This window comes from Lichenifustis flavocetrariae, assembly GCF_026130545.1.
In the GTDB taxonomy this organism is placed as follows: Bacteria; Pseudomonadota; Alphaproteobacteria; order Rhizobiales; family Beijerinckiaceae; genus Lichenihabitans; species Lichenihabitans flavocetrariae.
In genome coordinates this window covers 193749-217227 of sequence record NZ_JAMOIM010000006.1, presented here as the reverse complement: position 1 = coordinate 217227, position 23479 = coordinate 193749, and the positions used below count along the sequence as shown (strand labels likewise).

19 protein-coding genes are annotated in these 23479 nt (G+C 64.9%); 13 read left to right on the top strand and 6 right to left on the bottom strand.

What is annotated here, in order from left to right:
- The first annotated feature begins 165 nt into the window (after positions 1 to 165).
- The 6 genes from M8523_RS11575 to M8523_RS11550 all read left to right on the top strand — a co-directional run bounded on the left by M8523_RS11575 (position 166) and on the right by M8523_RS11550 (position 7123).
- Complete coding sequence (locus M8523_RS11575; protein ID WP_282585021.1) at positions 166 to 1428, top strand: lytic murein transglycosylase; 1263 nt, start codon at positions 166 to 168, stop codon at positions 1426 to 1428.
- A 156-nt stretch (positions 1429 to 1584) separates the two neighbouring features.
- Complete coding sequence (locus M8523_RS11570) at positions 1585 to 2853, top strand: ADP-dependent glucokinase/phosphofructokinase (protein WP_282585020.1); 1269 nt, start codon at positions 1585 to 1587, stop codon at positions 2851 to 2853.
- Positions 2854 to 2914: 61 nt separating this feature from the next.
- A complete protein-coding gene (locus tag M8523_RS11565) occupies positions 2915 to 4234 on the top strand; it encodes an ABC transporter substrate-binding protein (RefSeq protein WP_282585019.1) in 1320 nt (439 codons plus the stop codon).
- A 77-nt stretch (positions 4235 to 4311) separates the two neighbouring features.
- On the top strand, positions 4312 to 5082 hold the full coding sequence (locus M8523_RS11560; protein WP_282585018.1) for an SDR family NAD(P)-dependent oxidoreductase: 771 nt from the start codon (positions 4312 to 4314) through the stop codon (positions 5080 to 5082).
- A 72-nt stretch (positions 5083 to 5154) separates the two neighbouring features.
- Positions 5155 to 5976 carry a DeoR/GlpR family DNA-binding transcription regulator gene (locus M8523_RS11555; RefSeq protein WP_282585017.1) on the top strand — a complete coding sequence of 274 codons (822 nt, stop codon included), beginning with the start codon at positions 5155 to 5157 and terminating at the stop codon, positions 5974 to 5976.
- 100 nt (positions 5977 to 6076) lie between these two features.
- Positions 6077 to 7123 (top strand): hypothetical protein, encoded by a 1047-nt coding sequence (locus M8523_RS11550; RefSeq protein ID WP_282585016.1) that lies wholly within the window; start codon positions 6077 to 6079, stop codon positions 7121 to 7123.
- Positions 7124 to 7281: 158 nt separating this feature from the next.
- Here M8523_RS11550 and M8523_RS11545 read toward each other — a convergent pair whose 3' ends face one another.
- On the bottom strand, positions 7282 to 7452 hold the full coding sequence (locus tag M8523_RS11545) for a YjiS-like domain-containing protein (protein ID WP_282585015.1): 171 nt from the start codon (positions 7450 to 7452) through the stop codon (positions 7282 to 7284).
- A 299-nt stretch (positions 7453 to 7751) separates the two neighbouring features.
- Here M8523_RS11545 and M8523_RS11540 point away from each other — a divergent pair, with 299 nt between their 5' ends.
- Positions 7752 to 8243 carry a hypothetical protein gene (locus M8523_RS11540; RefSeq protein ID WP_282585014.1) on the top strand — a complete coding sequence of 164 codons (492 nt, stop codon included), beginning with the start codon at positions 7752 to 7754 and terminating at the stop codon, positions 8241 to 8243.
- Positions 8244 to 9351: 1108 nt separating this feature from the next.
- Here the strand turns inward: M8523_RS11540 and M8523_RS11535 are convergent.
- Together M8523_RS11535 and M8523_RS11530 are read right to left on the bottom strand one after the other, a co-directional pair.
- Positions 9352 to 10824, bottom strand: a complete 1473-nt coding sequence (locus tag M8523_RS11535) for an aldo/keto reductase (RefSeq protein ID WP_345894243.1) — start codon at positions 10822 to 10824, stop codon at positions 9352 to 9354.
- Positions 10825 to 10932: 108 nt separating this feature from the next.
- Positions 10933 to 12207 (bottom strand): ABC transporter substrate-binding protein, encoded by a 1275-nt coding sequence (locus tag M8523_RS11530; protein ID WP_428350337.1) that lies wholly within the window; start codon positions 12205 to 12207, stop codon positions 10933 to 10935.
- A 186-nt stretch (positions 12208 to 12393) separates the two neighbouring features.
- On the opposite strand from M8523_RS11530, the gene M8523_RS11525 reads away from it, so the two are divergent.
- From M8523_RS11525 to iolE, 3 genes are all read left to right on the top strand, one after another.
- On the top strand, positions 12394 to 13629 hold the full coding sequence (locus M8523_RS11525; protein WP_282585012.1) for an SGNH/GDSL hydrolase family protein: 1236 nt from the start codon (positions 12394 to 12396) through the stop codon (positions 13627 to 13629).
- A gap of 329 nt (positions 13630 to 13958) precedes the next feature.
- Positions 13959 to 15908: a bifunctional 5-dehydro-2-deoxygluconokinase/5-dehydro-2-deoxyphosphogluconate aldolase gene (locus M8523_RS11520; protein ID WP_282585011.1), complete on the top strand. Its 1950-nt coding sequence runs from the start codon at positions 13959 to 13961 to the stop codon at positions 15906 to 15908.
- 159 nt (positions 15909 to 16067) lie between these two features.
- Entirely contained in the window at positions 16068 to 16967 is a 900-nt protein-coding gene (iolE, locus tag M8523_RS11515) for a myo-inosose-2 dehydratase (RefSeq protein ID WP_282585010.1), read from the top strand.
- A gap of 44 nt (positions 16968 to 17011) precedes the next feature.
- Here iolE and polA read toward each other — a convergent pair whose 3' ends face one another.
- The 3 genes from polA to M8523_RS11500 form a co-directional block, all read right to left on the bottom strand.
- Positions 17012 to 20065: a DNA polymerase I gene (gene polA, locus M8523_RS11510; protein ID WP_282585009.1), complete on the bottom strand. Its 3054-nt coding sequence runs from the start codon at positions 20063 to 20065 to the stop codon at positions 17012 to 17014.
- Positions 20066 to 20236: 171 nt separating this feature from the next.
- Positions 20237 to 20920, bottom strand: coding sequence for a VPLPA-CTERM sorting domain-containing protein (locus tag M8523_RS11505; RefSeq protein ID WP_282585008.1), 684 nt, complete (start codon positions 20918 to 20920; stop codon positions 20237 to 20239).
- Between the two features lie 240 nt (positions 20921 to 21160).
- Positions 21161 to 21598, bottom strand: coding sequence for a Fur family transcriptional regulator (locus tag M8523_RS11500; RefSeq protein ID WP_282585007.1), 438 nt, complete (start codon positions 21596 to 21598; stop codon positions 21161 to 21163).
- A 137-nt stretch (positions 21599 to 21735) separates the two neighbouring features.
- Here M8523_RS11500 and M8523_RS11495 point away from each other — a divergent pair, with 137 nt between their 5' ends.
- The 3 genes from M8523_RS11495 to M8523_RS11485 are packed head-to-tail and all read left to right on the top strand — an operon-like array spanning position 21736 to position 23464.
- A complete protein-coding gene (locus M8523_RS11495; protein WP_282585006.1) occupies positions 21736 to 21861 on the top strand; it encodes a hypothetical protein in 126 nt (41 codons plus the stop codon).
- The gene (locus M8523_RS11490) at positions 21858 to 22598 is read left to right on the top strand and encodes a metal ABC transporter ATP-binding protein (protein WP_282585005.1); all 741 of its coding nucleotides are present in this window, start codon (positions 21858 to 21860) and stop codon (positions 22596 to 22598) included. Before M8523_RS11495 ends, M8523_RS11490 begins: the two co-directional genes overlap by 4 nt.
- A complete protein-coding gene (locus tag M8523_RS11485; RefSeq protein ID WP_282585004.1) occupies positions 22595 to 23464 on the top strand; it encodes a metal ABC transporter permease in 870 nt (289 codons plus the stop codon). The genes M8523_RS11490 and M8523_RS11485 overlap by 4 nt, the downstream gene beginning before the upstream one ends.
- The last annotated feature ends 15 nt before the right edge of the window (positions 23465 to 23479 follow it).

The following is a 23479-nucleotide window of genomic DNA, read 5'->3' as shown; positions in this document are numbered from 1 at the left end:
AGCGTCTCGGCGCTCTTCATGCTGACGCATAGGCTCGTTCGACCCGATCCCGCAAGGTGTTGCCGGCGGGTGGCGAGACGCCGTGCTTGAGTCCTGTGGACGAAACCGGGTTATAGAATGCATCGCTCAGGCCGTCGGAGCTCTGGCGTTTGTCAGGCTGATCCTTTGAGACACCATGCCGAAGGAGCGCAACGTGGCGGGGACTATGAGATCGTGATCGGCAGACGGCATGGCTCGACGGCTTTCCGACGCACCTTTGCCATGGTCTGCGCCATTCTGGCGTTTTCGACTGTGGAAGGTCGCGCGGCTGCGCCGGGAGCGCCCTTTTCAACCTTGATGGCCACGCTCTGGCCGGCGGCCCAGGCCCAAGGCATTCCACGGGCCGTCTTCGATGCGGCTTTCGCGGGCCTCGTGCCCGATCCCACGGTCGCGTCGCTGACACGGCGGCAGCCGGAATTCGCAAAGCCCATCGGGGCCTATCTGGCCTCCCAGGTGACGGCGGGCCGGATCGCGGCCGGACAGGCCGCCCTTGCGCGGTGGCATGAGTCTCTTGCGGCGATCGAAAATCGTTTCGGTGTTCCGCCGGCGATCGTCGTGGCCGTGTGGGGACTTGAAACGAATTATGGCGCATCGCCCGGCAATAAGGACGTGATCCGTTCGCTGGCCACGCTGGCGGCCATGGATTGGCGCCCCGACCTTACGCGCGCCGAACTGCTCGCGGCACTGACGATGCTGAAGGACGGCGATGTGCCGCGCGAGAAACTGCGCGGCTCCTGGGCCGGCGCCATGGGCCAGCCGCAGTTCATGCCGTCGAGCTTCGAGAAATATGCCGTCGACCAGGATGGCGACGGGCGACGAGACATCTGGGGCAGCGTGCCCGATGCTCTCGCCTCGATCGCGAATTTCCTACGCCAGCAGGGGTGGCAACCGGGTCTTCCCTGGGGCGTCGAGGTGCGGCTGCCGCCGGGGCTCGACCTGGCGCGGAGCCACGGCAGTTTCACCGATTGGACGGCGCATGGCGTCACGCGGCCGGACGGAGAGGCTTTTCCGGCGCGCGGCGATGCCACTCTGTTCTTCCCTGCGGGTGCGGCCGGTCCGGCCTTTCTGGTGACGGACAATTACCCCGTCCTGAAGACCTATAATTTCTCGGATGCGTATGTGCTGAGTGTCGCCACGCTGGCCGACCGTATGCAGGGAGGACCCGCGGTGGCCGCGGCATGGCCGAATGCAGCCGGCATGTCGCGTGAGAGCCGCATCGCACTTCAAGCAAAACTTGCCGCGCTCGGGCTGCCGGTCGACAACCGGGAAGGCCGGGTCAGCCTTGAACTCCGCGACACGATCCGGCTTGCCCAAGCGCGGGTCGGGCTCGTGCCCGACGGCAATCCGTCCGACGAACTCCTCCGGGCCCTCCAGAGCGCCCTCCCCTGATCTGGATGTTTGCCCTGGTGAAGCGAGGACGCGGCCGGAAGGCCCTTCGATCGGCCTCTGCGGCGCCGCCATGCAACGACGGGCAGCCTTCCATGACCCTTGACACAAGCCAAAGTCTGGAGGACTTTGCATGAAATAGATAACAATTGACGCGCGATGACGCGATTTGGGCGGAACTCGATGGTTGCTCCGAATGTCTGGGCATCGCGATATGACGCGTGCATTGCGGCGCTGCCTGAAGCGGCGGCTGCGGCGCCTCTGACCTTTTGCGGTTTGGGTGCCTGCATCGACGCTCGCGTGTCGATGCATGACATGCAGGCCCTGCTGGACGCATCCGACCCACATGCGGCCGCCTTCGCGGCGCTTCTGCTCGGGCGGGCCGAAGCGGGCGTCGGTGGTGAGGTCGCGGTCGACTGGCCGGAGGGTCCAGGCTGGCTTGCCACCCATGTCCCGATGGTGACCTCACTGGGTGGCACGGGTCCGCATGCCGCCTGGGTGCTCTCGACGCTCGGGGCGCCGGCGCTGCTCTGCCTGGGCGACCGATCGTCCTTCATGCTGGAACACGTGCCACCCGGCATTCTGCTGGCCGAGGGCGGCCGGATCGGCCTTGCAGCGGAAGTAGCGCCGCGCGGCGTTCGACGTCCGGCGATCTTCATCTTTGAATATACCGCGGGGCGGGCTGTGGGACCTCTGATTCCCCGCCGTTCGTCCCGCATCATCGTAAGGTTCCACAATCTCGGCCTCGAAGACGATCCCGACTTCGACGCGCTGACCCCGTCGCTCGCCCCCCAGGCCGGTGCCGGGCTTCTGTCCGGCTACAGCGCAGTACCGGCGGATGATCTCGACCGCGAACTCGCCCGGACCATGGCGCTCGGGCGCCGTTGGCGCGCCGCCGGCCTACAGACCATTCATCTCGAACTCGCGGGTTATGATAGCCTCGACCTCGTCGAACGTGTGCTTGCCTCCAGCCGTGGCGTCGCGACATCCGTCGGCATGAGCCATTCGGAACTGATCGCGATCGACGGACGAGACGGCGACCCGGCCGCTGCCATGAGGCGGCTCGGCGAGCGCACCGGTTTCGACCGCGTCTGCGTTCACGCCGATCATTGGGCGGCGGCCGTGACGAAGCGGGATCCCGACGTCGAAATGCAGGCGCTCATGACCGGCTGTCTTCTGGCGAGCGCCAGGGCAGAGGCCGGCAAGCCGGTGCTTCCCAGTGCGCTGGGCCCGTCCGCCCGCTTCCACGATCTACCGATGCCCGAACATGCGCGGCACGGCGAGTGGCAGGCCGTGGCCTGCGCGTCACCTTATCTGGAGCGCCCGCTCACCACACTCGGGCTCGGCGACACCTTCACCGCAGGCTGCTTGCTGGCTTTGGGCCAGGAGCGGGCTGCAGAGGAAAAGCGGGATCGGGCAACCGCCTGACCCGTCCAAGAGCGGACGCCAAGTCCGTCGAGCCGCCGGAGATCCGGCGAAACGGGAGGAAATGATGAAACAACTCGGGATCACCCTGGGGGCGCTTGTTGTCGCCCTTTCGACCGGCCCTGCCATGGCCGAAACAAAACTGACCATCGCGACCGTCAACAACAACGACATGATCGTGATGCAGAAACTTTCAAAGACCTTCGAGGCGGCCCATCCGGACATCAAGCTCAACTGGGTGACGCTGGAGGAAAACGTCCTGCGTCAAAGGCTCACCACCGATATCGCCACGCATGGCGGCCAATATGACGTGATGACGATCGGCCTGTTCGAGGCGCCGCTGTGGGGCAAGCAGGACTGGCTCGTGCCCTTCACGAATGTTCCGGCCGATTATAAACTCGACGACGTCCTGCAGTCCGTGCGCGATGGCCTGTCCGTCAACGGCAAACTCTACGCTCTGCCGTTCTATGCGGAGAGCCAGATGACCTTCTACCGGAAGGATCTTTTTGAGAAGGCCGGTCTGACCATGCCGGATCAGCCGACCTGGGCACAGATCGGCGACTTCGCCAAAGCCATCAACGACCCGACGCATGGCGTCTATGGCGTCTGCCTGCGTGGCAAGCCCGGCTGGGGCGAGAATATGGGCCAGATCAGTCCCGTGGTGAATAGCTACGGCGGTCGCTGGTTCGACATGGATTGGAAGGCCCAGCTCGACAAGCCGGCTTGGAAAGACGCGTTGACCACCTACGTCACCTTGCTCAAGGACTACGGACCACCCGGTGCGGCGGCCAATGGATATAACGAGACCTTGGCGCTGTTCGCCTCGGGCAAGTGTGGGATGTGGGTCGACGCAACGGTATCGGCCGGCTTCCTGACCAACCCGAAGGAGAGCAAGGTGGCCGACAAGGTCGGCTATGCGCATCCGCCGGTTGGTAAATTCGACAAGGGCAATCATTACCTGTGGGCCTGGGCCCTGGCGGTGCCGACCTCCTCCAAGGCCCCCGAGGCGGCCAAGAGTTTCGTCTATTGGGCGACCTCGCCCGAATACATCGCCCTCGTGGCCAAGGAGAACGGCTGGGCCAGCGTGCCGCCAGGCACGCGCAAATCGACCTATGACAACAAGGCCTATCTCGACGCGGCCCCCTTCGCGCCCTTGACGCTGGCCACGATCGAGACCGCCAACATGCATGATTCCACACAGGAGAAGGTGCCCTATACGGGCATTTCGTTTGTCGGGATCCCTGAGTTCCAAAACATCGGCACGGCTGTCGGGCAGACATTCTCGGCCGTCATCGCGGGCCAGAAGACGATTGACCAGGGGCTGGCCGAAGCGCAGGCCACCACCGAGCGCGCCATCCGCCAGGCCGGCTATCCGAAGCCCTGACGGAGCGAACCGACAGACCACGAGCCTGCGGCGGGCTTTCCCAGCCCGTCGCGATCGCATCAAACGGGGAACGACCCATGTATCTCGACAAATACAAGCTCGACGGCCGGACGGCCTTTATCACCGGGGGTGGGCGCGGTATTGGCCTTGCCGCCGCCGAGGCGCTGATCGAGGCCGGCGCCAACGTGGTCATTTCGGACCATGACGCATCGATCCTCGAGGCCGGCCGCGCGGAGCTCGCCGCCAAGGGCCGGCAGGTCGATGCCGTCATTCTCGACGTGACCAAGCCCGATGCCGTCGGGCGCGCGGCCGAAGAGGCGAACCGCCGGCATGGCGGAGTCGACATCCTGGTGGCCAATGCCGGCATTGCCTGGCCCGACACGCCGGGCGAAGCCATGCCGGACGACGTCTGGCGCAAGGTCGTCGACGTCGATCTGAACGGGGTCTATTGGTCCTGCCGGGAATTCGGCCGGCCGATGCTCGAACGCGGGCGCGGATCGATCATCACGATCGGCTCCATGTCGGGATTGATTTCGAACAAGCCGCAGCGGCAGGCGCACTACAATGCCGCCAAGGCCGGCGTGCACCATCTCACCCGCTCGCTCGCCGGCGAGTGGGCCGAGCGCGGCGTCCGGGTCAATACGGTGGCGCCCACCTATGTCGACACAGTCATGTCGCGCGGCGGCTTCGACCAGCCGATGTTCAAGACTTGGATGGAGATGACGCCGATGAAGCGGGTCGCCACCGCGGACGAGATCGCCTCCGCCATCCTGTTCCTGGCTTGCGACGCCTCCAGCGCCATGACGGGGTCCCTGATGCTCGTCGATTGCGGCTATACGATCTGGTAACCGCCCATCCAACTTGCACGACGGCCGCCGGTTCGGCTTCATGGATGACAGGAAGCCACCGGAACCCCAGACATGAACGCCCCGACCAAACGCGTCGAGATCATCCCGGCCAAGCGCCGCGCCCTGATCCTCGAACATCTGCGCGTCAACGGGGCGGCATCGATCGCCGAACTCTCCGAGGCCATCGGGGGCTCGCAGTCGACTGTGCGGCGCGACCTCGAACATCTGGTCGAGGGCGGTTATCTCGAACGGACCCACGGCGGCGCCCTTCTGGTGCCGCCGCTGCAGGCCACCTTCGAGCGCGAGCCTTCCATCAATGCCCATATCCGGCGAGCCGAGAAGATCGCAATCGGGGCCGAGGCGGCGCTGCGGTTGAACCCGCGCGAGAGCGTGATCTTCGAAAGCTCTTCCACGGTGACCGAGGCGGTCCGGGCGGCGATCATGCGCGACCTCAGCCTGACGGTCGTCACCAACAGCCTCGACATCGCCCAGCTTTGCGCCAGCGTGCCGAACTGGCGGGTGATCATGCCCGGCGGCACGATCCGGCCGGGCACCAATGCGCTGGCGGGCGAGCCCGGGCAGAGCTTCTTCGACACGGTCCACGCGGATGTGTGCTTCACGGGGGCCTATGCGGTCACGGGCGCCATCCTGACCGACGCTTCGCTCGAAGTCGCGGCATTGAAACGCGCCATGATCGGTTCTGCCCGACGCAAGATCCTGCTGGTCGACAGTTCCAAATTCACCCAACCCGCTTTCGCGACCTTCTGCGACCTGTCGGCGATCGACGAGGTGATCACCGACGACGGGCTCGACGCCGAACAGCTCGCGGCGCTGCATGCGCTTCACCCGAAGGTCACGGTCGTGCCGGTCCGCGGCACCGCATCATTCGGTTGAGCATGATTGGTATTGATTTGGAAGATTTTGGAATGTAATGAGAGCGAGGCAGGGTCGTCTGCGAGCGGCTCCGCGACCAGCGATAACGCGCGAGGAAACGATGACCACACGCATGGATACGAAGCTCGGGAATATTCGAGCGGGGCGTTACAAGCGCTCGGACTTCATCATCGCCGATGCCAAGGATGCCGATATGGGATCGGGCGCCGCGAATCTCGGCTTCGTGCGGAGCCCGGACGGGACGTCGCGCCGCCTTCGCAACCGCCAGGAATTCATTGACGAGATCGCCGGCATCATCGCCCACGACGTGGTCGACATCATGCTGGTCTCGGCCTCGAACCTCGACCTGCTGCATCAGCGCGGGGCGTTCAAGGACAGTGCAGTGAAGCCCGCCATCCGGGCGAATGACACGACCGACTGCTGGTCCGCCGTGCGTCACGGCGCCTATCACAAGAAGCCGTCCTATCCGTTCCGCACCGCGAACCTGTCACGCGTGCGCTACGGCACCGCGACGCCGCAACCCGGTGCGCCCATCAAGGGAACGGACCTGGGGCTCTATTCCGTGACCTTCATGAACGACTTCGACATCGACATCATGGCGCAGGAACGGTTTTCGGCATTCCGGGCCGAGGCGGCCGCCAACGAATTCAAATATTTCTTCGAAGTCTTCAACCCGAATGTCGAGACGGGCATGAGCCGCGAACAGCTCGGCGAGTTCGTCAACGACAGCATCCTGCGGTGCCTCGCGGGCGTCAACGTCGAGGACCGGCCCGAGTTCCTGAAGATCGTCTATAACGGTCCGAAGGCGCTCGAAGAGCTGGCGAGTTTCGATTCGACCCTCGTGGTCGGCGTGCTCGGCGGCGGTGCGGGCACCACGCGCGACACGTTCGAATTGCTGCATCAAGCCGAGAAATATGGGGCGCGCGTGGCCCTGTTCGGCCGCAAGATCAATCTTGCCGAGGCCCCCAAGACCCTGCTCGAACTGATGCGCCAAGTGGCCGACGGCACGATCGCCCCCGAAGAAGCCGTGCGGGCCTACCATGGTGCCTTGCAGACCCAGGGCATTGCCCCGCTCCGGAGCCTGGAAGACGACCGCGTCATCACTGAAGCGGTGTTGAAACCCGCCGCAACCTTAAAGGCCGCCTGAGCGAGACGAGGCGCCGCGGGTAAGATCGGGCTCAGCCAAGTGCTGGGTCCGACCGGCTTCGGCGCACGATCTCTCGCAAGACCTCGAATGAACCGGCCTCGTAGCCCTCAGGCTCAACCTGTCGGCTGTTAGGTCCAGCTCCCCTTCGAAAGGTCCAATCAGCGCGTCGCGCCGTAGACTTCGCGATAGACACCGGCCACCAGCGTCTCGCGGTCAACACGCATGTCGGACAGCTCACGCTCGTCCAGGTTGGCGATCTCCGCAATGGCACGATTGTAGGCGCGGCGGTTGGCGAGAGCGGTGCGCAGGTTCCTGATCAAGTTGGTCATCGTCGTATCTCCTTGTTGGGTCATCTATACCCATGCATGAAACGCATGACTATAGACATATCTGCAAGGCTGCGACCGCGCTGAGGCATAGCGGCTTAAGTGTTTATGAACGGCTCGGCGTCGGTCCAAATGATCCGTGGCGGCACCGCCAGGAGCCGTGCCGCCAGGCTCGCCGACTGTCCAACTCCCTTGACCGTAGCAACGGCCGGCTGAAACCACTCTCCGGGGACCTCTTGGCGCTTGGCCATCACTCGCATACGGTTCGAACCGGACTTCAACTTGGAACGAGAGCCACGTGCATGGGTCGCGTTTGGGTACTGGTCGCAACGATCACAGCGTCGTTCTGGCTTCTCGCGAGTGCCGCCAGTGCGCAGGATCTTCTCGGGAGTCTGGAGGGCTATTCCGTCATCGGGGAGCGCCAAGAGGAGATCCCCGACGAACAGCCACCCTTCACTCAGACGTTTCATGAGCGCATCTACTTTGGCCGCGATGGGCGGATTTTCTCGAAGCAGACGGTCGAGAGCGGCAACCCGCACAATGCCGGTTCATTCGCGATGATTTCCGGGCAGGACTACGGGCAACAGGCGCCGTTTCAATGGACCGGGTCAGGCGTCGGTCGGCAATGGACCAATCCGACGAACGGCGTGATATTGACGATGACGATCGACGTGCGGCGAACCAGCAAGGGTTTTTCCTGCGCGCTTGACCTGGAGCGGCAAGGCTACGCCAAGAGGATCGAACTCAGGCGAGAAACCTGTCGCGTCGTTCGCGGGAACGCCGTCGCCGATTGAGATCCGCCTTCGGTGCGTCACGCAAAGCATGGCTGATGCGCAACCGTTCGATATCTGATCCTCACGCCCGTCCCGATGCAATACGTTGGATGCCGCAGCCGACCCAAGACTTCGCTACTATAAGACTTCTCTCGACAAATGCCGATCCTCGGAGGCAACAGGGATGTGCCCGTGCCTGAGACAATGCAACGACACTGTCGCTGGCCCGAGGCTGCCCGGTTTCATAAACAACATCAGCGAGACATCGCCCCGGTGATCGCGTCTACGAAGTCAAACCTCTCTCACTTCGCCGTGTCATGCATACTGATGAGATCGAAAGCGATGACACCGGCAGGAATTCCGATCAGAAGCAGTGCGAATACCAGTCCCACGGCCGACCTCCTTGAGCGAACCCGTCTAGAAAGCAACGAATCGACCGAAAGCCAACCGCAATCTTGTTCGGACCGCCCGGATCCGACCTCATCCGTCGAGCGGCGCAACCGAGGCTCAAAGACCATTCAGTTCAGCCGAACAAGGGATGGATTTGCCCGTTCGACTACGCAACCAAAGGAAACGTCGTCCGGTTCGAGCCTGTGAGGCTCCAAGCAGGTTGATCTGTCGGTCTATAAGCCCGATGATAAGCTTACTTGAAGCATGTTATTTGCCTTCACGCACAGGCAGGCTCTGACCTTTCCCTTTGCGACAACGCAAAATTTCATGGTCCTGGGTGCGAACTTTGCTTGCATTTGATCATTTCCGAATTTGCAGAATTGGGGCCTATTATGTGCACAAGCCTTTGCAACGATCGAGCGAGTGACGTAGAGCCAATCATCGTGGCTCTCTGCAAATCGTTCAAACTACATGGGAACGATCTGGCTTATCGAAGGCTTAAGTTAGTGATAGAAGAGGAAATTAGTGCTGGTAACGATAGCATTCCTCATCTCATTCGAATTGGTCTAAACATTATAAAGGATTTTATTTAAGCCTCTCGTAGTTGCAACGCTTGTTCCTCACCACGCGAGGACCTCATTTCATGAAGATCCTGCGGCATGAGCATACAGGATGGCGTGCGACGCTCGTGAGCAGCGGGGCCAATCGCGGAGACGCGGACCTGCTGAGACGAGCCTTATCAAATCCCGCCGACGACGGCCTCGGCTTCGATCTCGACAAGATAATCTCCTACGAGCCGCCCCACTTCCAACAGCGTATTGGCGGGACGGATCGCGCCGAAGACCTGCCCATGGGCGCGGGAGACAGCCTCCCAGTGGTTCGCATCGCGCAGGTAGATCCGAGTGCGCACCACATCCGCCATGGTGGCGTCGAGCGCCGCGAGGCTGGCGGCGATCTTGTCGAGGATGAAGGTGGTCTGTCCCGCGGGGTCGTTGGGGCATACCGTCTCGCCCACTCCATGCGTGGCGGTCGTCCCGCTCACCAGCACTCGGTCACCAACCCTGACCGCGCGCGAATAGCCGGCGATCGGCTCCCAGACGCTGCCCGAATCAACCTGGGCCCGGTTCGGCCGCCCCTCGATTGGTGTAGCCTGAAAATAACGTGGCACGGCCGCGAGGTGGTGGCTGAGGTCACCTGAGGCGGTAAGAAAGGGGGGGCGGCGGTATTCGTCGCCGCAATCGCCCGGGATCGGGGTGGCTCGCGCCAAGGCGGCGTCGATCCCGGCCCGGTCCACCGCATCGAGCGTAAAACCGAAGGTACGGCTGTTGTCGGCGCGATGCTCCGCCTCGCCGAGCCGCGCACCCACGATCACGGCCGCGACGGCCGGATGATCCAGCACCCACCGGGTCGCCACATTGGCGATCGACACGCCGTGCCGGACCGCCACGGCCTGCACGGCCGTGAGGATCGTCTGGAATACGGCCCAGCCGCCGAGCGCATCGATGAAGCGCTTGTATTTCGATTTGCTCCAGTCCGCGATCTCGTCCGCACCCGGTTCCGGCACGCCGAGCCAACGTTCCGAAAGCAGGCCGCCCGCCAGCGTCCCATAGGCCAGGAGCTTCACCCCGTTGCGGATGCAGAAGGTGCTCATCTCGCCGGCGGCGCGCCGATCGAGCAGCGAGAAGGACACCTGATTGGTGAGCACCGGCACGCCGTGCTTCAGCAGGACGCGCAGGTGGCCCACGTCAAAATTGGTGACGCCGAGATGCCCCACGAGACCGTCCCGCTGGGCGGCCGCGAGTTCCTTCGCGGCATCGAGATAGGCGAGATGCTCGAAGGTCCACCAGTGGAACTGCAGGAGGTCGATCTTGCCGATTCCGAGCCGCGAGCGCGCGAGATCGATGCCGTCCCGCACGACTTCCCGGGTCATAGGCCCGGGTTTCGGACACCATTTGGTGAAGGCGCGAGGCCGTGCCGGATCATCCGGCGCGAAGCGGCTCAGAAGCGCGCCCGCGATCAATTCGGCGCTGCCGTAGTGGTCCGCCATGTCGAACGTGTCGAATCCGTCGGACGCATAGGCCGCGAGCGCATCGGCGCCTTTCGCCCGATCGAGCGTCCGCCCGTCCCGTTCCTGGTCGGCGACCTGCCACAGGCCGGTGATGATGCGGCTCGTGTCGATGTCGGGAGCGAGACGGAAGCGGGGAAGGGACAAGGGCAATGTCGAACTCTCAGGTCGGGTGACGCAAATACCTCAGACGCAATGCTCCCGCCTACGTCCGCGGTCGCCTGTGCGGAAGAAGAATTGAGGTGAAACGGACCGTTACTGCCCGCCCAGCTTCGCCTTCAACGCATTGACCTCGTCGGTGCTCATCTCGCCCGTCGTCGTCACCTTGCCGTCGGTGATCTTCCACAGCCGGAACGGCCCGGTGATGTCGCCGACCTTGTCGAAGGCGATGGGCCCGATCACGCCTTCGTAGCGGATGGGTTTGCCCTCCTTCAGCAAGGAGAGCGCTTTCGCAAGGCCCTCCTGCCCGGCACCGACCGGCGTGCCTTTCGGGTCGGTGACCTTGTAGATGGCGTCGCGGATCGCCAATGGCTCCTGCGAGCCGGCTGCCGCGATCGCGAGCCCGACGATCGCGCCCGCGTCGTAGGAGCGGTCGGCCGCCGGATTGGCCGGGTCGAGGCCCGAAAAGGTCTTGTAATTGTCGTTGAAATAGGTGGTCGACGGCGTCGGGGCCGTGCCCGACGAGGTGCCATAGGCGTCGTTCAGATATTGGGCGCCGACGCTGTCGATGAAGTCGGGCGAGTTCATGCCGTCGTTGAGCAGGAACTTCTGCGGGCCGCCGCCGGCCACCCAGGCGCGGGCGATCGTGGCACCGTCGACCGGGGTCGAGACGAGATAGAGCGCATCCGGGCTGCCCGACATGGCGGCCGTCGCCTCGGAATCGTAGCTCGACTGCTTTTCGTTGTAAGGGGTGGTCGACACGATCGTGCCCCCGAGCGCCTTGTAGGCGACCGCGAATTCCTTGACCATGTTGACCCCGAAGTCATTGTTGACGTGGATCACCGCGATCTTCTTCAGCCCCTTGTCGAGCGCATATTTGGCGGCCGCGACGCCCTGTAGCGCGTCCGACGTGATGGTACGGAAGAAGATGCCATTGGTCTTGCCCTGGCGACCGAGCTCGGTCAGCGTCGGCGACGACGAGGCGGGCGACACCTGCACAACCTTTGCGGGGGCCGTCACGGCCGTCAGGATCGGGATCGTCACAGACGAGATGATCCCGCCGATGATGACGGGCACATGCTTAAGCTGAACCAACTGGGTCGCGGCATCGACCGCGAGGGTCCCGGTCGAATGGGAGTCGCGCGTATCGGTCACGAGCTTGCAGCCCTGCGCACCCCCCGCCGCATTGAGGTCGCGGAACGCCATCTCGACCGACTTCGCGCCGGCCTGCCCGTATTCACCCGCCGGTCCGGTCAACTCCATGACGAGCCCGACCGTGATCGAGCAATCGGCGGCATGCGCGGCCCCACCGGTCGCGAGGGCGAGCCACAAGGCCGCAGGCCCCATCATCCATCCTGAAAGCATCGTCATCTCGCCCGCCCCTCTGTTGCCAGGCCGCAGCATCGCGGACTTATGTCCCAAGATCAACGAAGTCGGACCGGTTCCACGCGGGGATTCACGGGCTCACCGCATCGCCTCGGCTGACCTCCCGCAACGGGGTTGCCAAGCACCGATCTCCATCCGACGATGCTTGAAAACAAATCAGGGAGGATGATCATGACACGACGAAACGGATTCCTGGCTGCGGTATCGGTTCTGACCCTCATGGCGGCCGTGCCGACCAGAGAGGCTGCGGCGCAATCCACGACCGCGTCGCACTGGGTTGGTAGTTGGGGCGCCGCGCCGGCCTTTCCCAACGGGCCGGAGGTGACCAATCAGACGATCCGCCAGATCGTCCGCCTGTCGCTTGGCGGCAAGGCTCTGCGAATCCGCATCAGCAATGAGATGGGCACCGGCCCGCTGGTGATCGGCGCGGCCCATCTCGCCAAGCCGGGGCAGGCCGCGGGCAGCATCGATCCCGCGACAGACCGCGTTCTCACCTTCGGGGGCCGGCCCTCGGTCACGATCCCACCAGGCGCTCCCGCACTGAGCGACCCGATCCCGGTCGATGCGCAGGCGCTGGACAGTATCGCGATCAGCCTGTTCGTACCGCGCGACACCGGGCCGGCCGCCACCCATCCCCTCGGGCGCGCCACCACCTACCTTTCGGACGGCGACCAGACCGCCGCCGCGACACTGACGCAACCGACCACGAGCACGGCACGGTTTTTCCTGAGCGGTGTCGAGGTCGACGCTCCGAATGCCGGGGCCGTCGTCACGCTGGGTGATTCCATCACCGATGGCTATGGCTCGACCCTCGATGCCAACCGCCGCTGGCCCGACGTGCTGGCCGAGCGGCTTGTCACGGCGCATGCCGCCACCGGTATCGTGGATGCCGGCATCAGCGGGAACCGGGTGCTGCATGATCTGCCGGAATCGCAATTCGGCCCGGCGGCACTGGCGCGCTTCGACCGCGACGTTCTGGCCGTGCCCGGTGTCACGACCGTGATTCTCATGGAGTCGATCAACGACATCGGCCATCCGGGCAGCGCCGACCTGCCGGAACAGACGGTCAGCGCGGACGACATCACGGCCGCAATGCGGCAGATGGCCGACCGGGCGCATGCGCATGGTCTCCGGATTCTCGGTGCGACCCTCACGCCCTACGCCGGCACCGTCTTCCCGGGCTACTTCACCCCCGAGGGTGAAGCAAAACGGCAAGCCGTCAACCGCTGGATCCGTGAAAGTCGGGTCTTCGATGGCGTGATCGATTTCGACGCGGTCGTGCGCGATCCGGCACAACCGGATCACGTGCTGCCCGCCTATGATTACGGCGACCACCTTCACCCCAACGATGCCGGATACAAGGCGATGGGCGAGGCCGTCGATCTGTCTCTCCTTAGTCACCCCTAAGCATTGCACTGGCGGTCCCGGAGTGCAGGTGTTGCTGGCCTAAGGTCGCACCTGCACAGATGCGGAGGGAGGCACCAGGGGAACGAATATTCTGAATTGACGTCTAGCCGGAATTATTGTTTCGTATTGGCGGTGCCGTGCCAGGACGCACGCGCCGCCTCGGCGCCCGCGACACAATGAGGAACGACCGATGCTCCACAACGCGGCCCGGCGCCGGGTCTGTCCCGACGGCGGGTTTTCACCCTGCTCCGTCCGTCGTTCCGGTTCCTTTGTCGCGATCGAACGCTGAGCCTGACAGCCGCCTGTCCCCGCAACTGAACGGATATTTCATGGCTCCCGCGCCTCAACTCGATGTCGTCACCATCGGCCGGTCGTCCGTCGATCTCTATGGAGCTCAGATCGGCGGCCGACTCGAGGATATGGCAAGCTTTTCCAAGGCAGTGGGCGGTTGTCCGACCAATATCGCGATCGGGACGGCGCGGCTGGGGCTGAAAAGCGGGCTCATCACGCGGGTTGGTGACGAGCATATGGGCCGCTTCATCCGCGAGCAGCTCGACCGCGAGGGCGTCGATGTGACAGGCGTTCACACCGATCCCGAACGGCTCACCGCGCTGGTGCTGCTCGGCATCCGCGACTCCAAGACCTTCCCGTTGATCTTCTACCGCGACAATTGCGCCGACAGCGCGCTCGACCCGAGCGACATCGACGAGGCTTTCATCGCGCGGGCTGCCGCGATCGTCGTCACGGGCACCCATTTCGCGCGAGAGAACGCCGCGGCCGCCCAAAAGCTGGCCATGCGCTTCGCCAAGCAGCATGGCCGCAAGGTGATCTTCGACGTCGACTATCGCCCGAACCTCTGGGGCCTTGCGGGCCACGGGGCGGGCGAGGAACGCTACATCGCCTCAGCCGCCGTCACGGCCCATCTCGCTCCCATCCTGCCGGAGTGCGACGTGATCGTCGGCACCGAGGAGGAATTGATGATCGCCGGCGGGGCCGAGGAGCCGCTCGCCGCCATCAAGGCGATCCGCGCCGTCTCGCAGGCGCTGATCGTCTGCAAGCGCGGCCCGATGGGCTGCGTGGTCTTCGACGGCCCCATCTCGGAGGGAATCGAGGACGGCATCAAAGGCCCCGGCTTTCCGGTCGAGGTGTTCAACGTGCTTGGCGCCGGCGACGCCTTCATGTCCGGCTTCCTGCGGGGCTACCTGCGCGGCGAGCCGGTCGAGACCTGCTGCGCCTTTGCCAATGCCTGCGGAGCCTTCGCGGTCTCCCGCCTTCTCTGCTCGGTGGAATACCCGACTTTCACGGAACTGCAGCATTTCCTTACGCACGGCCCGGCCGGCCGGCAGGTCCGTCACGATCAGGCGCTGAACCATCTGCATTGGGCGACGACACGGGACGCCCTGACGCCGCCCCACGTCCATCCACGGCAGATCCGGGCTTTTGCCATCGATCATCGCCTGCAGCTCGAACAGATCGCCGACCAGGAAGGAGCGTCGCGCGACCGCATCCACACCCTGAAGCGCCTTGCGGTCGATGCCGCCGTGCAGGTCGCGGCCGGGCGCGAGGGTTTCGGCATGCTGATCGACGGCACCTACGGCCGCGAGGCCTTGTTCCGTGCCGCCGACCACAAGCTGTGGATCGGCCGGCCGGTCGAACAGCCCGGGTCGCGCCCGCTCGATTTCGAAAGCGGCGGCTCCCTCGCCGCCAAACTGATCGAATGGCCGATCAGCCACACGATCAAATGCCTGTGCTTCATGCATCCCGACGATGCAGAGGATCTGACGGCGCGCCAGGATCGCGAGCTGTTGCGCCTGCAGGATGCCGCGCGGAGGATCGGCCGCGAGCTTCTCGTGGAGATCATCGCGGGCAAGCATGGGCGGCTTGGCGACCAGACGGTCGCGAGCACGATCGAGCGCCTCTATGGCCTCGGCATGAAGCCGGACTGGTGGAAGCTCGAAGGCCAGCCGAGCGCCGCGGCCTGGACCGCTATCGCCGACATGATTGCCAAAAATGACCCGCTCTGCCGCGGCATCATGCTGCTCGGGCTCGACGCACCCGCGGAAGACCTGATCGAGGGCTTCCGGCTCGCGGCCGCCTGTCCGGCCGTCAAGGGGTTTGCGGTGGGCCGCACCATTTTCGCCGAGCCGGCCCGCGAATGGCTCGGGGGGCGCATCGACGATGGGGAAGTGACGCGCCGCATGGCGGAGCGGTTCGAGACCCTCGTGAACGCCTGGGATGCGCTACAACCGATCGGGCAGCAGAATGCTGCGGCTGCTTAAGCAGGTTCTCCCGAACCTGCTGACACTTCAAAGTTTTAGCAGCGTTGATTTCGCTTTGAAAAAGCGAAATCAACCGTGGCTTGAGCCACGCAAGGCTGCTTAGCCAGTGATCCGCTCCCGTGCGAACGGGAGGTGCAAAACGAGACGTAGGGTTCAATCATGACGATCCGCATCGGCGCCAATCCCATCGGCTGGTCCAACGACGACCTGCAGGAGATCGGCGGCAAGACGCCTTTGGAAACCTGCCTGGCTGAGGCCAAGGAGGCGGGGTTCGAGGGCATGGAGTTGGGCAACAAGTTCCCGCGCGAACCGGCGGCCTTGAAGGCGGCGCTGGCGCCCTTCGGCATGGCCTGCGTCGGCGGCTGGCACTCGATCGAGCTTCTCAACCGCACCGGCCGCGAGGAGTTCGATCTCGCGAAGCCCCACCGCGATCTTCTGAAGGCGATGGGCACCGAAGTGTTCATCGTGGCCGAGACCTCCAATGCCATCCACGGCCAGCGCGGCACCCATCTGTCGAAGCGCCCCATCATGGCGACGAGCGCCTGGATCCAATACGGCGAGCGCATCACCGAACTGGCCCAGTTGCTCGCCGAAGAAGGGTTCAAGCTCTGCTACCATCACCATATGGGCACGATCGTGCAGAGCGAAGACGACATCCACGCCTTCATGAGCCACACCGAAGCGCCCGTGTACCTACTGCTCGACACCGGCCATCTCACCTGGGCCGGCGCCGATCCGGTCGGCATCGCGCGCCGCTACAAGAACCGTATCAGCCATGTCCATTGCAAGGACGTGCGCCCCGACGTGAAGGCGCGGGCCGACGCGGAGGACTGGAGCTTCCTCGACGCCGTGCTGGGCCCCGATGGCGAACTCGGCATCTACACGGTGCCAGGCGATGGCGCGGTCGATTATGTCTCGGTCTTCAAGGAGCTCTCCGGCTATTCCGGCTGGGTCGTGGTCGAGGCCGAGCAGGACCCGGAAAAGGCCAATCCGCTCCACTATGCCAAGATGGGTGTGGCCAATCTCAAGCGGTTCCTGCGCGAGGGCGGCCTCGCCTGACACGCGCCGCGTTACCATGAACTCCCAGACGAGGCTTCACCGGGTCAATGCGCCTCGTCCCAATTCCCGGCCGCGCGCGCCTCGACCACCAGCGGAACCTCCAGCGTCACGGCAGGGTGCGGCGCGTCCACCATCACGCGGCTGATCACCGGGATCGTCGCCTCGACCTCCTCGTCCGGCACCTCGAAGACCAATTCGTCATGCACCTGCAGCAGCATGCGGGCTGAGAGCTTGGCGTCCAGCAGCGCGGCGTCCATGCGGATCATCGCGCGGCGGATGATGTCGGCCGCCGTGCCCTGGATCGGCGCATTCACGGCGGCGCGCTCGTTGAAGGCGCGCTCGGAGGGGTTGGAGGCCGTGATACGCGGATAGTGGCATTTGCGGCCGAACAGGGTTTCCACGTAACCCTGCTGTTTGCAGATGCGTTTGGTGGCGTCCATGTAGGTGCGGATGCCCGGGAAGCGGTCGAAATAGGTGCGGATGTAGGCGCCGGCCTGATCGCGCGGAATGCCGAGCTGGTTCGCGAGCCCGAAGGCCGAAATGCCGTAGACGATGCCGAAATTGATCGCCTTGGCGCGGCGCCGGGTCTCGGACGGCATGCCCTCGATCGGCACGTTGAACATCTCCGAGGCCGTGCTCGCGTGAATGTCGCGCCCTTCGGCAAAGGCCTGTTTCAACTGCGGGATGTCGGCCATATGGGCCAGGAGCCGGAGCTCGATCTGGCTGTAATCGGCCGAAATCAGCTTGTGGCCGGGCGCGGCGATGAAGGCCGTGCGGATTTTCCGGCCCGCCTCGGTCCGGATCGGGATGTTCTGGATGTTGGGTTCGGAGGACGAGAGCCGTCCCGTCGTGGTGGCCGCGAGCGCGAACGAGGTGTGCACCCGGCCGGTGCGCTTGTCGATGTAGCCCGGCAGCGCGTCCGTGTAAGTGGCCCGGAGTTTCGACACCTGCCGCCAATCGAGGATCAGGCGGGCGAAGGGGTTGCCCTGTTCGGCGAGGTCGTCGAGGATACGGGCGGCGGTGGAATAGGCGCCTGTCGCGGTCTTGGCACCGCTCGCGAGGCCCATCTTGCCGAACAGGATGTCGGCCACCTGCTTGGGTGAGCCCAAGTTGAAGGTCTGGCCCGCCTGCTCATAGATCTCGGCCTCGAGCCGCGCCATCTCCTGGGCAAATTCGCCGGAGAGGCGGGAGAGGATGTGCGGGTCGATCATCACGCCGCGCCGCTCCATGCGGGCGAGCGTCTCGACCATCGGCCGCTCCAGCGTCTCGTAGACGGTGGTCACCCGTTCGGCCGGCAGCCGCGCGCGGAACACGCGCCAGAGGCGCAGCGCCACATCGGCATCCTCGGCCGCATATTCGGTGGCCTTGTCGATCGGCACCCGCGCGAAACCGATGAAGGACTTGCCCGAGCCCGCCAGATCCTTGAAGGCGATCGGTGTGTGGTTAAGGTGGGTTTTCGCCAGCGCGTCGAGCCGGTTGAAGTCGAGCGAATTCATGCCGGCGTCGAGCGCATAGGATTGCAGCATCGTGTCGTCGAAGCCATGGCATTCGATGCCGTGCTCGGCGAAGACCAGCCAATCGTATTTCATGTTCTGCGCGATCTTCAGCACCGCGCGGGATTCGAGGATGGGTTTCAGTCGGTCGAGAACGGCCTGGAGCGGGATCTGGCCGGGAAGCAATTCGCCGTCGCCGAAAAGACCGCCGGCGGCTTCCGAGGTGCGATGGGCGATAGGCACGTAGCAGGCGGCGCCGGGCGCGGTCGCGAGCGCGATGCCGACGAGTTCGGCGTTGCGGGCGTCGAGCGAAGTGGTTTCGGTGTCGATGGCGAGCAGACCGCCCTCGTGCGCGGCGGCCAGCACGGCGTCGAGCTGATCGAGCGTCGTGATCGTGCGGTAGTCCTTGTGCGAAATGACGGTGGCGAGACCCTCCTTCACACGCTCGGCCGCGAGCCGTTGCGGGCCGGTGAGACCGGATGCGGGAACGGCGGCGGCCGATGTGGCGGCCACGGCTTCGGGGGTGTCGATCGCGGGAGCGGCGGCCGGCGCCGTCACTGGGAAGTCGCCGTCGGTGTTGGACCCGTGCCGGTTCCGCCAACCGCCCGTCCCCAGGAATTCCGGATCCGCCTCGAAATCCGCCACGTCGCAGCGATAGGCCTCGGCGGCGCGCTTCGTCAGCGTGGTGAATTCCATCGCCTTCAGGAAGGGCACGAGCTTTTTCGGGTCGGGTTCGTGCAGGCCGAGCATGTGCAGCGGTGTCTCGACCTTCACGTCGCGCACGAGCGTGACGAGCACCTTCGAGGTGCGGATCAGCGCCACGCGCTCGGGGTCGGTCAGGGTCTCGCGGCGCTTCGGCTGCTTGATCTCGCCGGCGCGGGCCAGCAGCGTGTCGAGGTCGCCGAACTCGGTGATGAGTTGGGCGGCGGTCTTCAGCCCGATGCCCGGCGCGCCCGGCACATTGTCGGTGGAATCGCCCGCGAGCGCCTGCACGTCGATCACCCGCTCGGGCCGGACCCCGAAATAGTCCACCACCTCCTGTTCGCCGATGATGCGCTCGGCCCGCGACCCGGCCTTGGACTGGTCGCCCGAGGCCGGGTCGTACATGATGACGCCCGGCTCGATCAGCTGCATCAGATCCTTGTCGGCCGAGATGATGAGCACGTCGGCCCCGGCCGCCCGCGCCTCGCGCGCATAGGTGGCGATGAGGTCATCGGCCTCGTAGGTGTCCTGCTCGACCGGCTCCAGTCCGAAGGCCCGCACGGTGTGGCGCATCAGCGGGAATTGCGGCACGAGGTCTTCGGGTGGCTCGGAGCGATGCGCCTTGTAGGCGGGATAGAGCTCCTTGCGGAACGAGTTCTCGCTCTTGTCGAAGATGATGGCGAGATGGGTCGGCTTGAACCCCGCTGCTCCCTCGCGGATGAACTGGAACAGCTTTGTCGCGAACAGCCGCACGGCCCCGGTGGGCAGCTTGTCGGCCCGGTAATTGTATTTCGCGTCCTGCCGGATCGACTGGAAATAGGCTCGGAAAATGAAACCCGACCCGTCCACGAGAAAGACGTGGTCGCCGGGCTGGACGGGACGGTGTTTTGGGGTCGCGCTCATGGTGGAGCGTTATGGGGCAGAGGAGGGATGGGGGGCAATGGCTTCTCGAGCGAAACGCCGCGATGTGTCCCGCTCCAGCCCATCTTGACGTCCCGCTTCAGCGTCCCCTCGAACGCGACCGCACGACAGGCCCGAAGTGGATCCGGAGCCTGTCGCGAAGCGGATTCGTGTTTAGCCGATTGTGGCGTCGCCCCTGCGGTAATGGCGCGCACCGAGGAGACCGAGAACGCCGAGACCCGCGGCCATCAGCGGAAGCCCTGCGGGCAGAGGAACGGTCGAGATGGAGTTACCTTCGACCACGATTCGGATGTTGTCGTCGAAACGCGTCCAATCCGTCGAGAAGAAGGAACGAAACAATTCCGGCGATGTCCCGGTGGGGGTGTTGTAGCCTCCTAGACCCGCAAATCCCGATGCCGTGGAGCCGAACTGACCGGCCCCGAAAATCACGCCGTAGGAGCCTGCATTGAGCGTCACCGAAAGCGGCGTCACGAAATCGAGGGCGGTGGTGCCGCTCGGCACGCTGAATACCGTGCTGGCTAGGCTGATGCTCGAGAGGTCGGCCGATGACCCGGCCGGGAATGCCGTCAACGAGGCCAGTGGAACGATCGTCCCGAAGATGGCGCCGCCATTGTTCGCACCGAATTGCGCGCCGATGCCGGTGATCTTCGTCGCGGTCGTGAGCTGAAAGGCTGCACCCATGAAGTTGTTCGAAGACAGGATGTAGTCCCCAGTATCCATGCCAGAATAGGCAGTGCTCTGATAGACGACGCTTGCCTGCGCCGGCATGATCGCCGCGGAGGCCAGAAGCCCCGTGGTCGCCGCCAAAATACGCGTATTGCTCAGAATTCGTTTCACTCGGTCCCTCCGAACCAAAACATCGGTCGCCGGTCTTCCGTGGCAGGGAGAGTCATCGGCCGATCGAGCCACCCCATCGGGCTCGAAACCTTTTGTTAAGGTGTCGGCGTGAACGCGTCATGACGACCGCCGGGAGCGCGGTTCGGGCGGAACAAGCTCCGGAGCCCGATCGACTCGTGAACAAGTTCGTCTGGTCCACTTGCGTTGCCGACCGTTCGAGGTTTCGCGGCTGGCGCGATGTCAGGGCTGAGTTTCGGCCACTCCTCCTCGGACACAGCCCGCGCACCGGCCATGCACCTCGATCGCGCTCGATCGCGGCACGAACCCCTTGGCCGCCAAACAGCCGTTGAGATGCGCGAAGAGATCGGCATCGGAGAATTCCTCGACGGTCCCGCAGCCGTCGCAGATCGCAAACCCCACCGCACGCGGCGGCGGCGTATCGGCATGGTCATGATGATGCTCGCCATGGCGGCAAGCCACGAAGGCATTGAGAGACTCGATGCGGTGAACCCTGCCTGAGGCCATGAGCTTGTCGAGCGCCCGGTACACGGTCAAGGGCGCCGCGACGCCGGTCGGCCGCAACCGGTCCAGAAGATCATAGGCACTGAGGGGTCGCGCGGCTTCCGTCAGCGCCTCCATGATGTTCGTGGCGTGCTGTGTTCCCTTTCGGCTGGCCATGCTGTCCGCAACCGTTCCACTTGACGAAGGTTATATTGTATCATAGCTGATCGTTACAAGATAACAGAACTGGCCGGCTCGCTCCAGAGCGCGTTTGGTCCGGCCGTCCCAATCACCGCGGCTTTCGAGCACAGTCCATGGCATTCAACCCCTTGCCCGCGCATTCCGTTCTCATGCATGCGGCCACTACGCGTGTCGCCTGGGTGGCTGTCGTGCTCCTCGCCCTTTGGGGCGCGGTCGCCTGGGCCGTGAGCGTGCCATGAGCCGGGGCAGCCTTGCGGTCAGCCACCTGACCGTCGCCTACGACCGTCAAGCCGCCTTGCGCGATATCGACGGATGTTTCGAGGCAGGGAGCATGACAGCCGTGGTGGGACCGAACGGCGCCGGGAAGTCGACCCTGATCAAGACACTTGTCGGCATTCTGAAGCCCGTCCGAGGCCGCGTCGTCCGGCAGGATTTCGCGGCTCGGGACGTCGCCTACCTGCCCCAGGCGGCGGAAATCGACCGCTCGTTCCCGATCACTGTCACCGATCTCGTGGTGCTCGGCGCCTGGCGGCACACGGGCGCGTTCGGGCGGGTCGGCCGGGACGTGATGGCCCGCACCGCGGATGCCTTGAGGGCCGTCGGCCTCGACGGCTTCGGGCAGCGGGCGATCGGCTCGCTCTCGGCGGGGCAGTTCCAGCGCGTCCTCTTCGCGCGCCTGCTGCTGCAGGATGCGCCGGTGATCATTCTCGACGAGCCTTTCACGGCGATCGACACCCGAACCACGGCCGATCTTCTCGCGCTCGTCCGCCGCTGGCACGGGGAAGAGCGGACCATCATCGCGGTGCTGCACGATTTCGATCAGGTACGGGCCCATTTCCCGCGCGCGCTCCTGCTGGCGCGCGAGCAGGTCGCCTGGGGCCCGACCGCCGAGGCGCTCAGCCCAGCGAACCTGCTGCGCGCGCGCGCCATGGCGGAGCGATGGGACGAGACGCCGGATCACCGGGCCGCCGCATGACCCTCGACGCGCTGCTGGTCGCGCCCTTCGTCGACTATGGCTTCATGCGGCGCGCGCTCGTCGCCTGCCTGTCGCTCGGCATCGGCTCGGGGCCGATCGGGGTTTTGTTGATGCTGCGCCGCATGAGCCTCGTGGGCGATGCCATGAGCCACGCCATTCTGCCCGGCGCGGCGGTCGGGTTCCTGGTCGCGGGCCTGTCGCTGCCCGCGATGGGGATCGGCGGCATGGTGGCAGGTCTTGCCGTGGCGCTGCTGTCGGGGCTCGTCAGCCGAGGCACGGTGCTGAAGGAGGACGCGAGTTTTGCGAGCTTCTACCTGACGTCGCTGGCGCTCGGGGTCCTGATCGTCTCCTTGCGGGGCTCGAACATCGATCTCTTGCACGTGCTGTTCGGCACCATCCTGGCCATCGACGGGCCGTCCCTCTACCTCATCGCGTCGATCACGTCGGCCACGGTGGTGACCCTCGCGGTCGTCTACCGGCCGCTCGTGGCCGAGTGCTTCGACCCGGGCTTCCTGCGATCGGTCGATGGCAGGGGTTCGCTCTACCACGCGCTCTTCCTGGTGCTGGTCGTCGCCAACCTCGTGGCGGCGTTCCAGGCGCTCGGCACGCTGATGGCGGTTGGCCTCATGATGCTGCCGGCCGCCGTGGCGCGGCTCTGGGCCACGACGCTGCCGGGTATGATCGGGTTCGCGACCCTGGTCGCCGCCCTGTCGGGCTTCATCGGTCTCGTGGTCTCGTTTCACGTGAGCCTTGCCTCAGGCCCGACCATCGTTCTCACCGCGAGCCTGTTCTACCTCGTCTCGATCGTTTTCGGGCGCGGTGGTCTGGCGCGCCGGATTCTCTCCCGCCCGCGGTTCGTGGGCTGAAAACCAGGAGCCTCA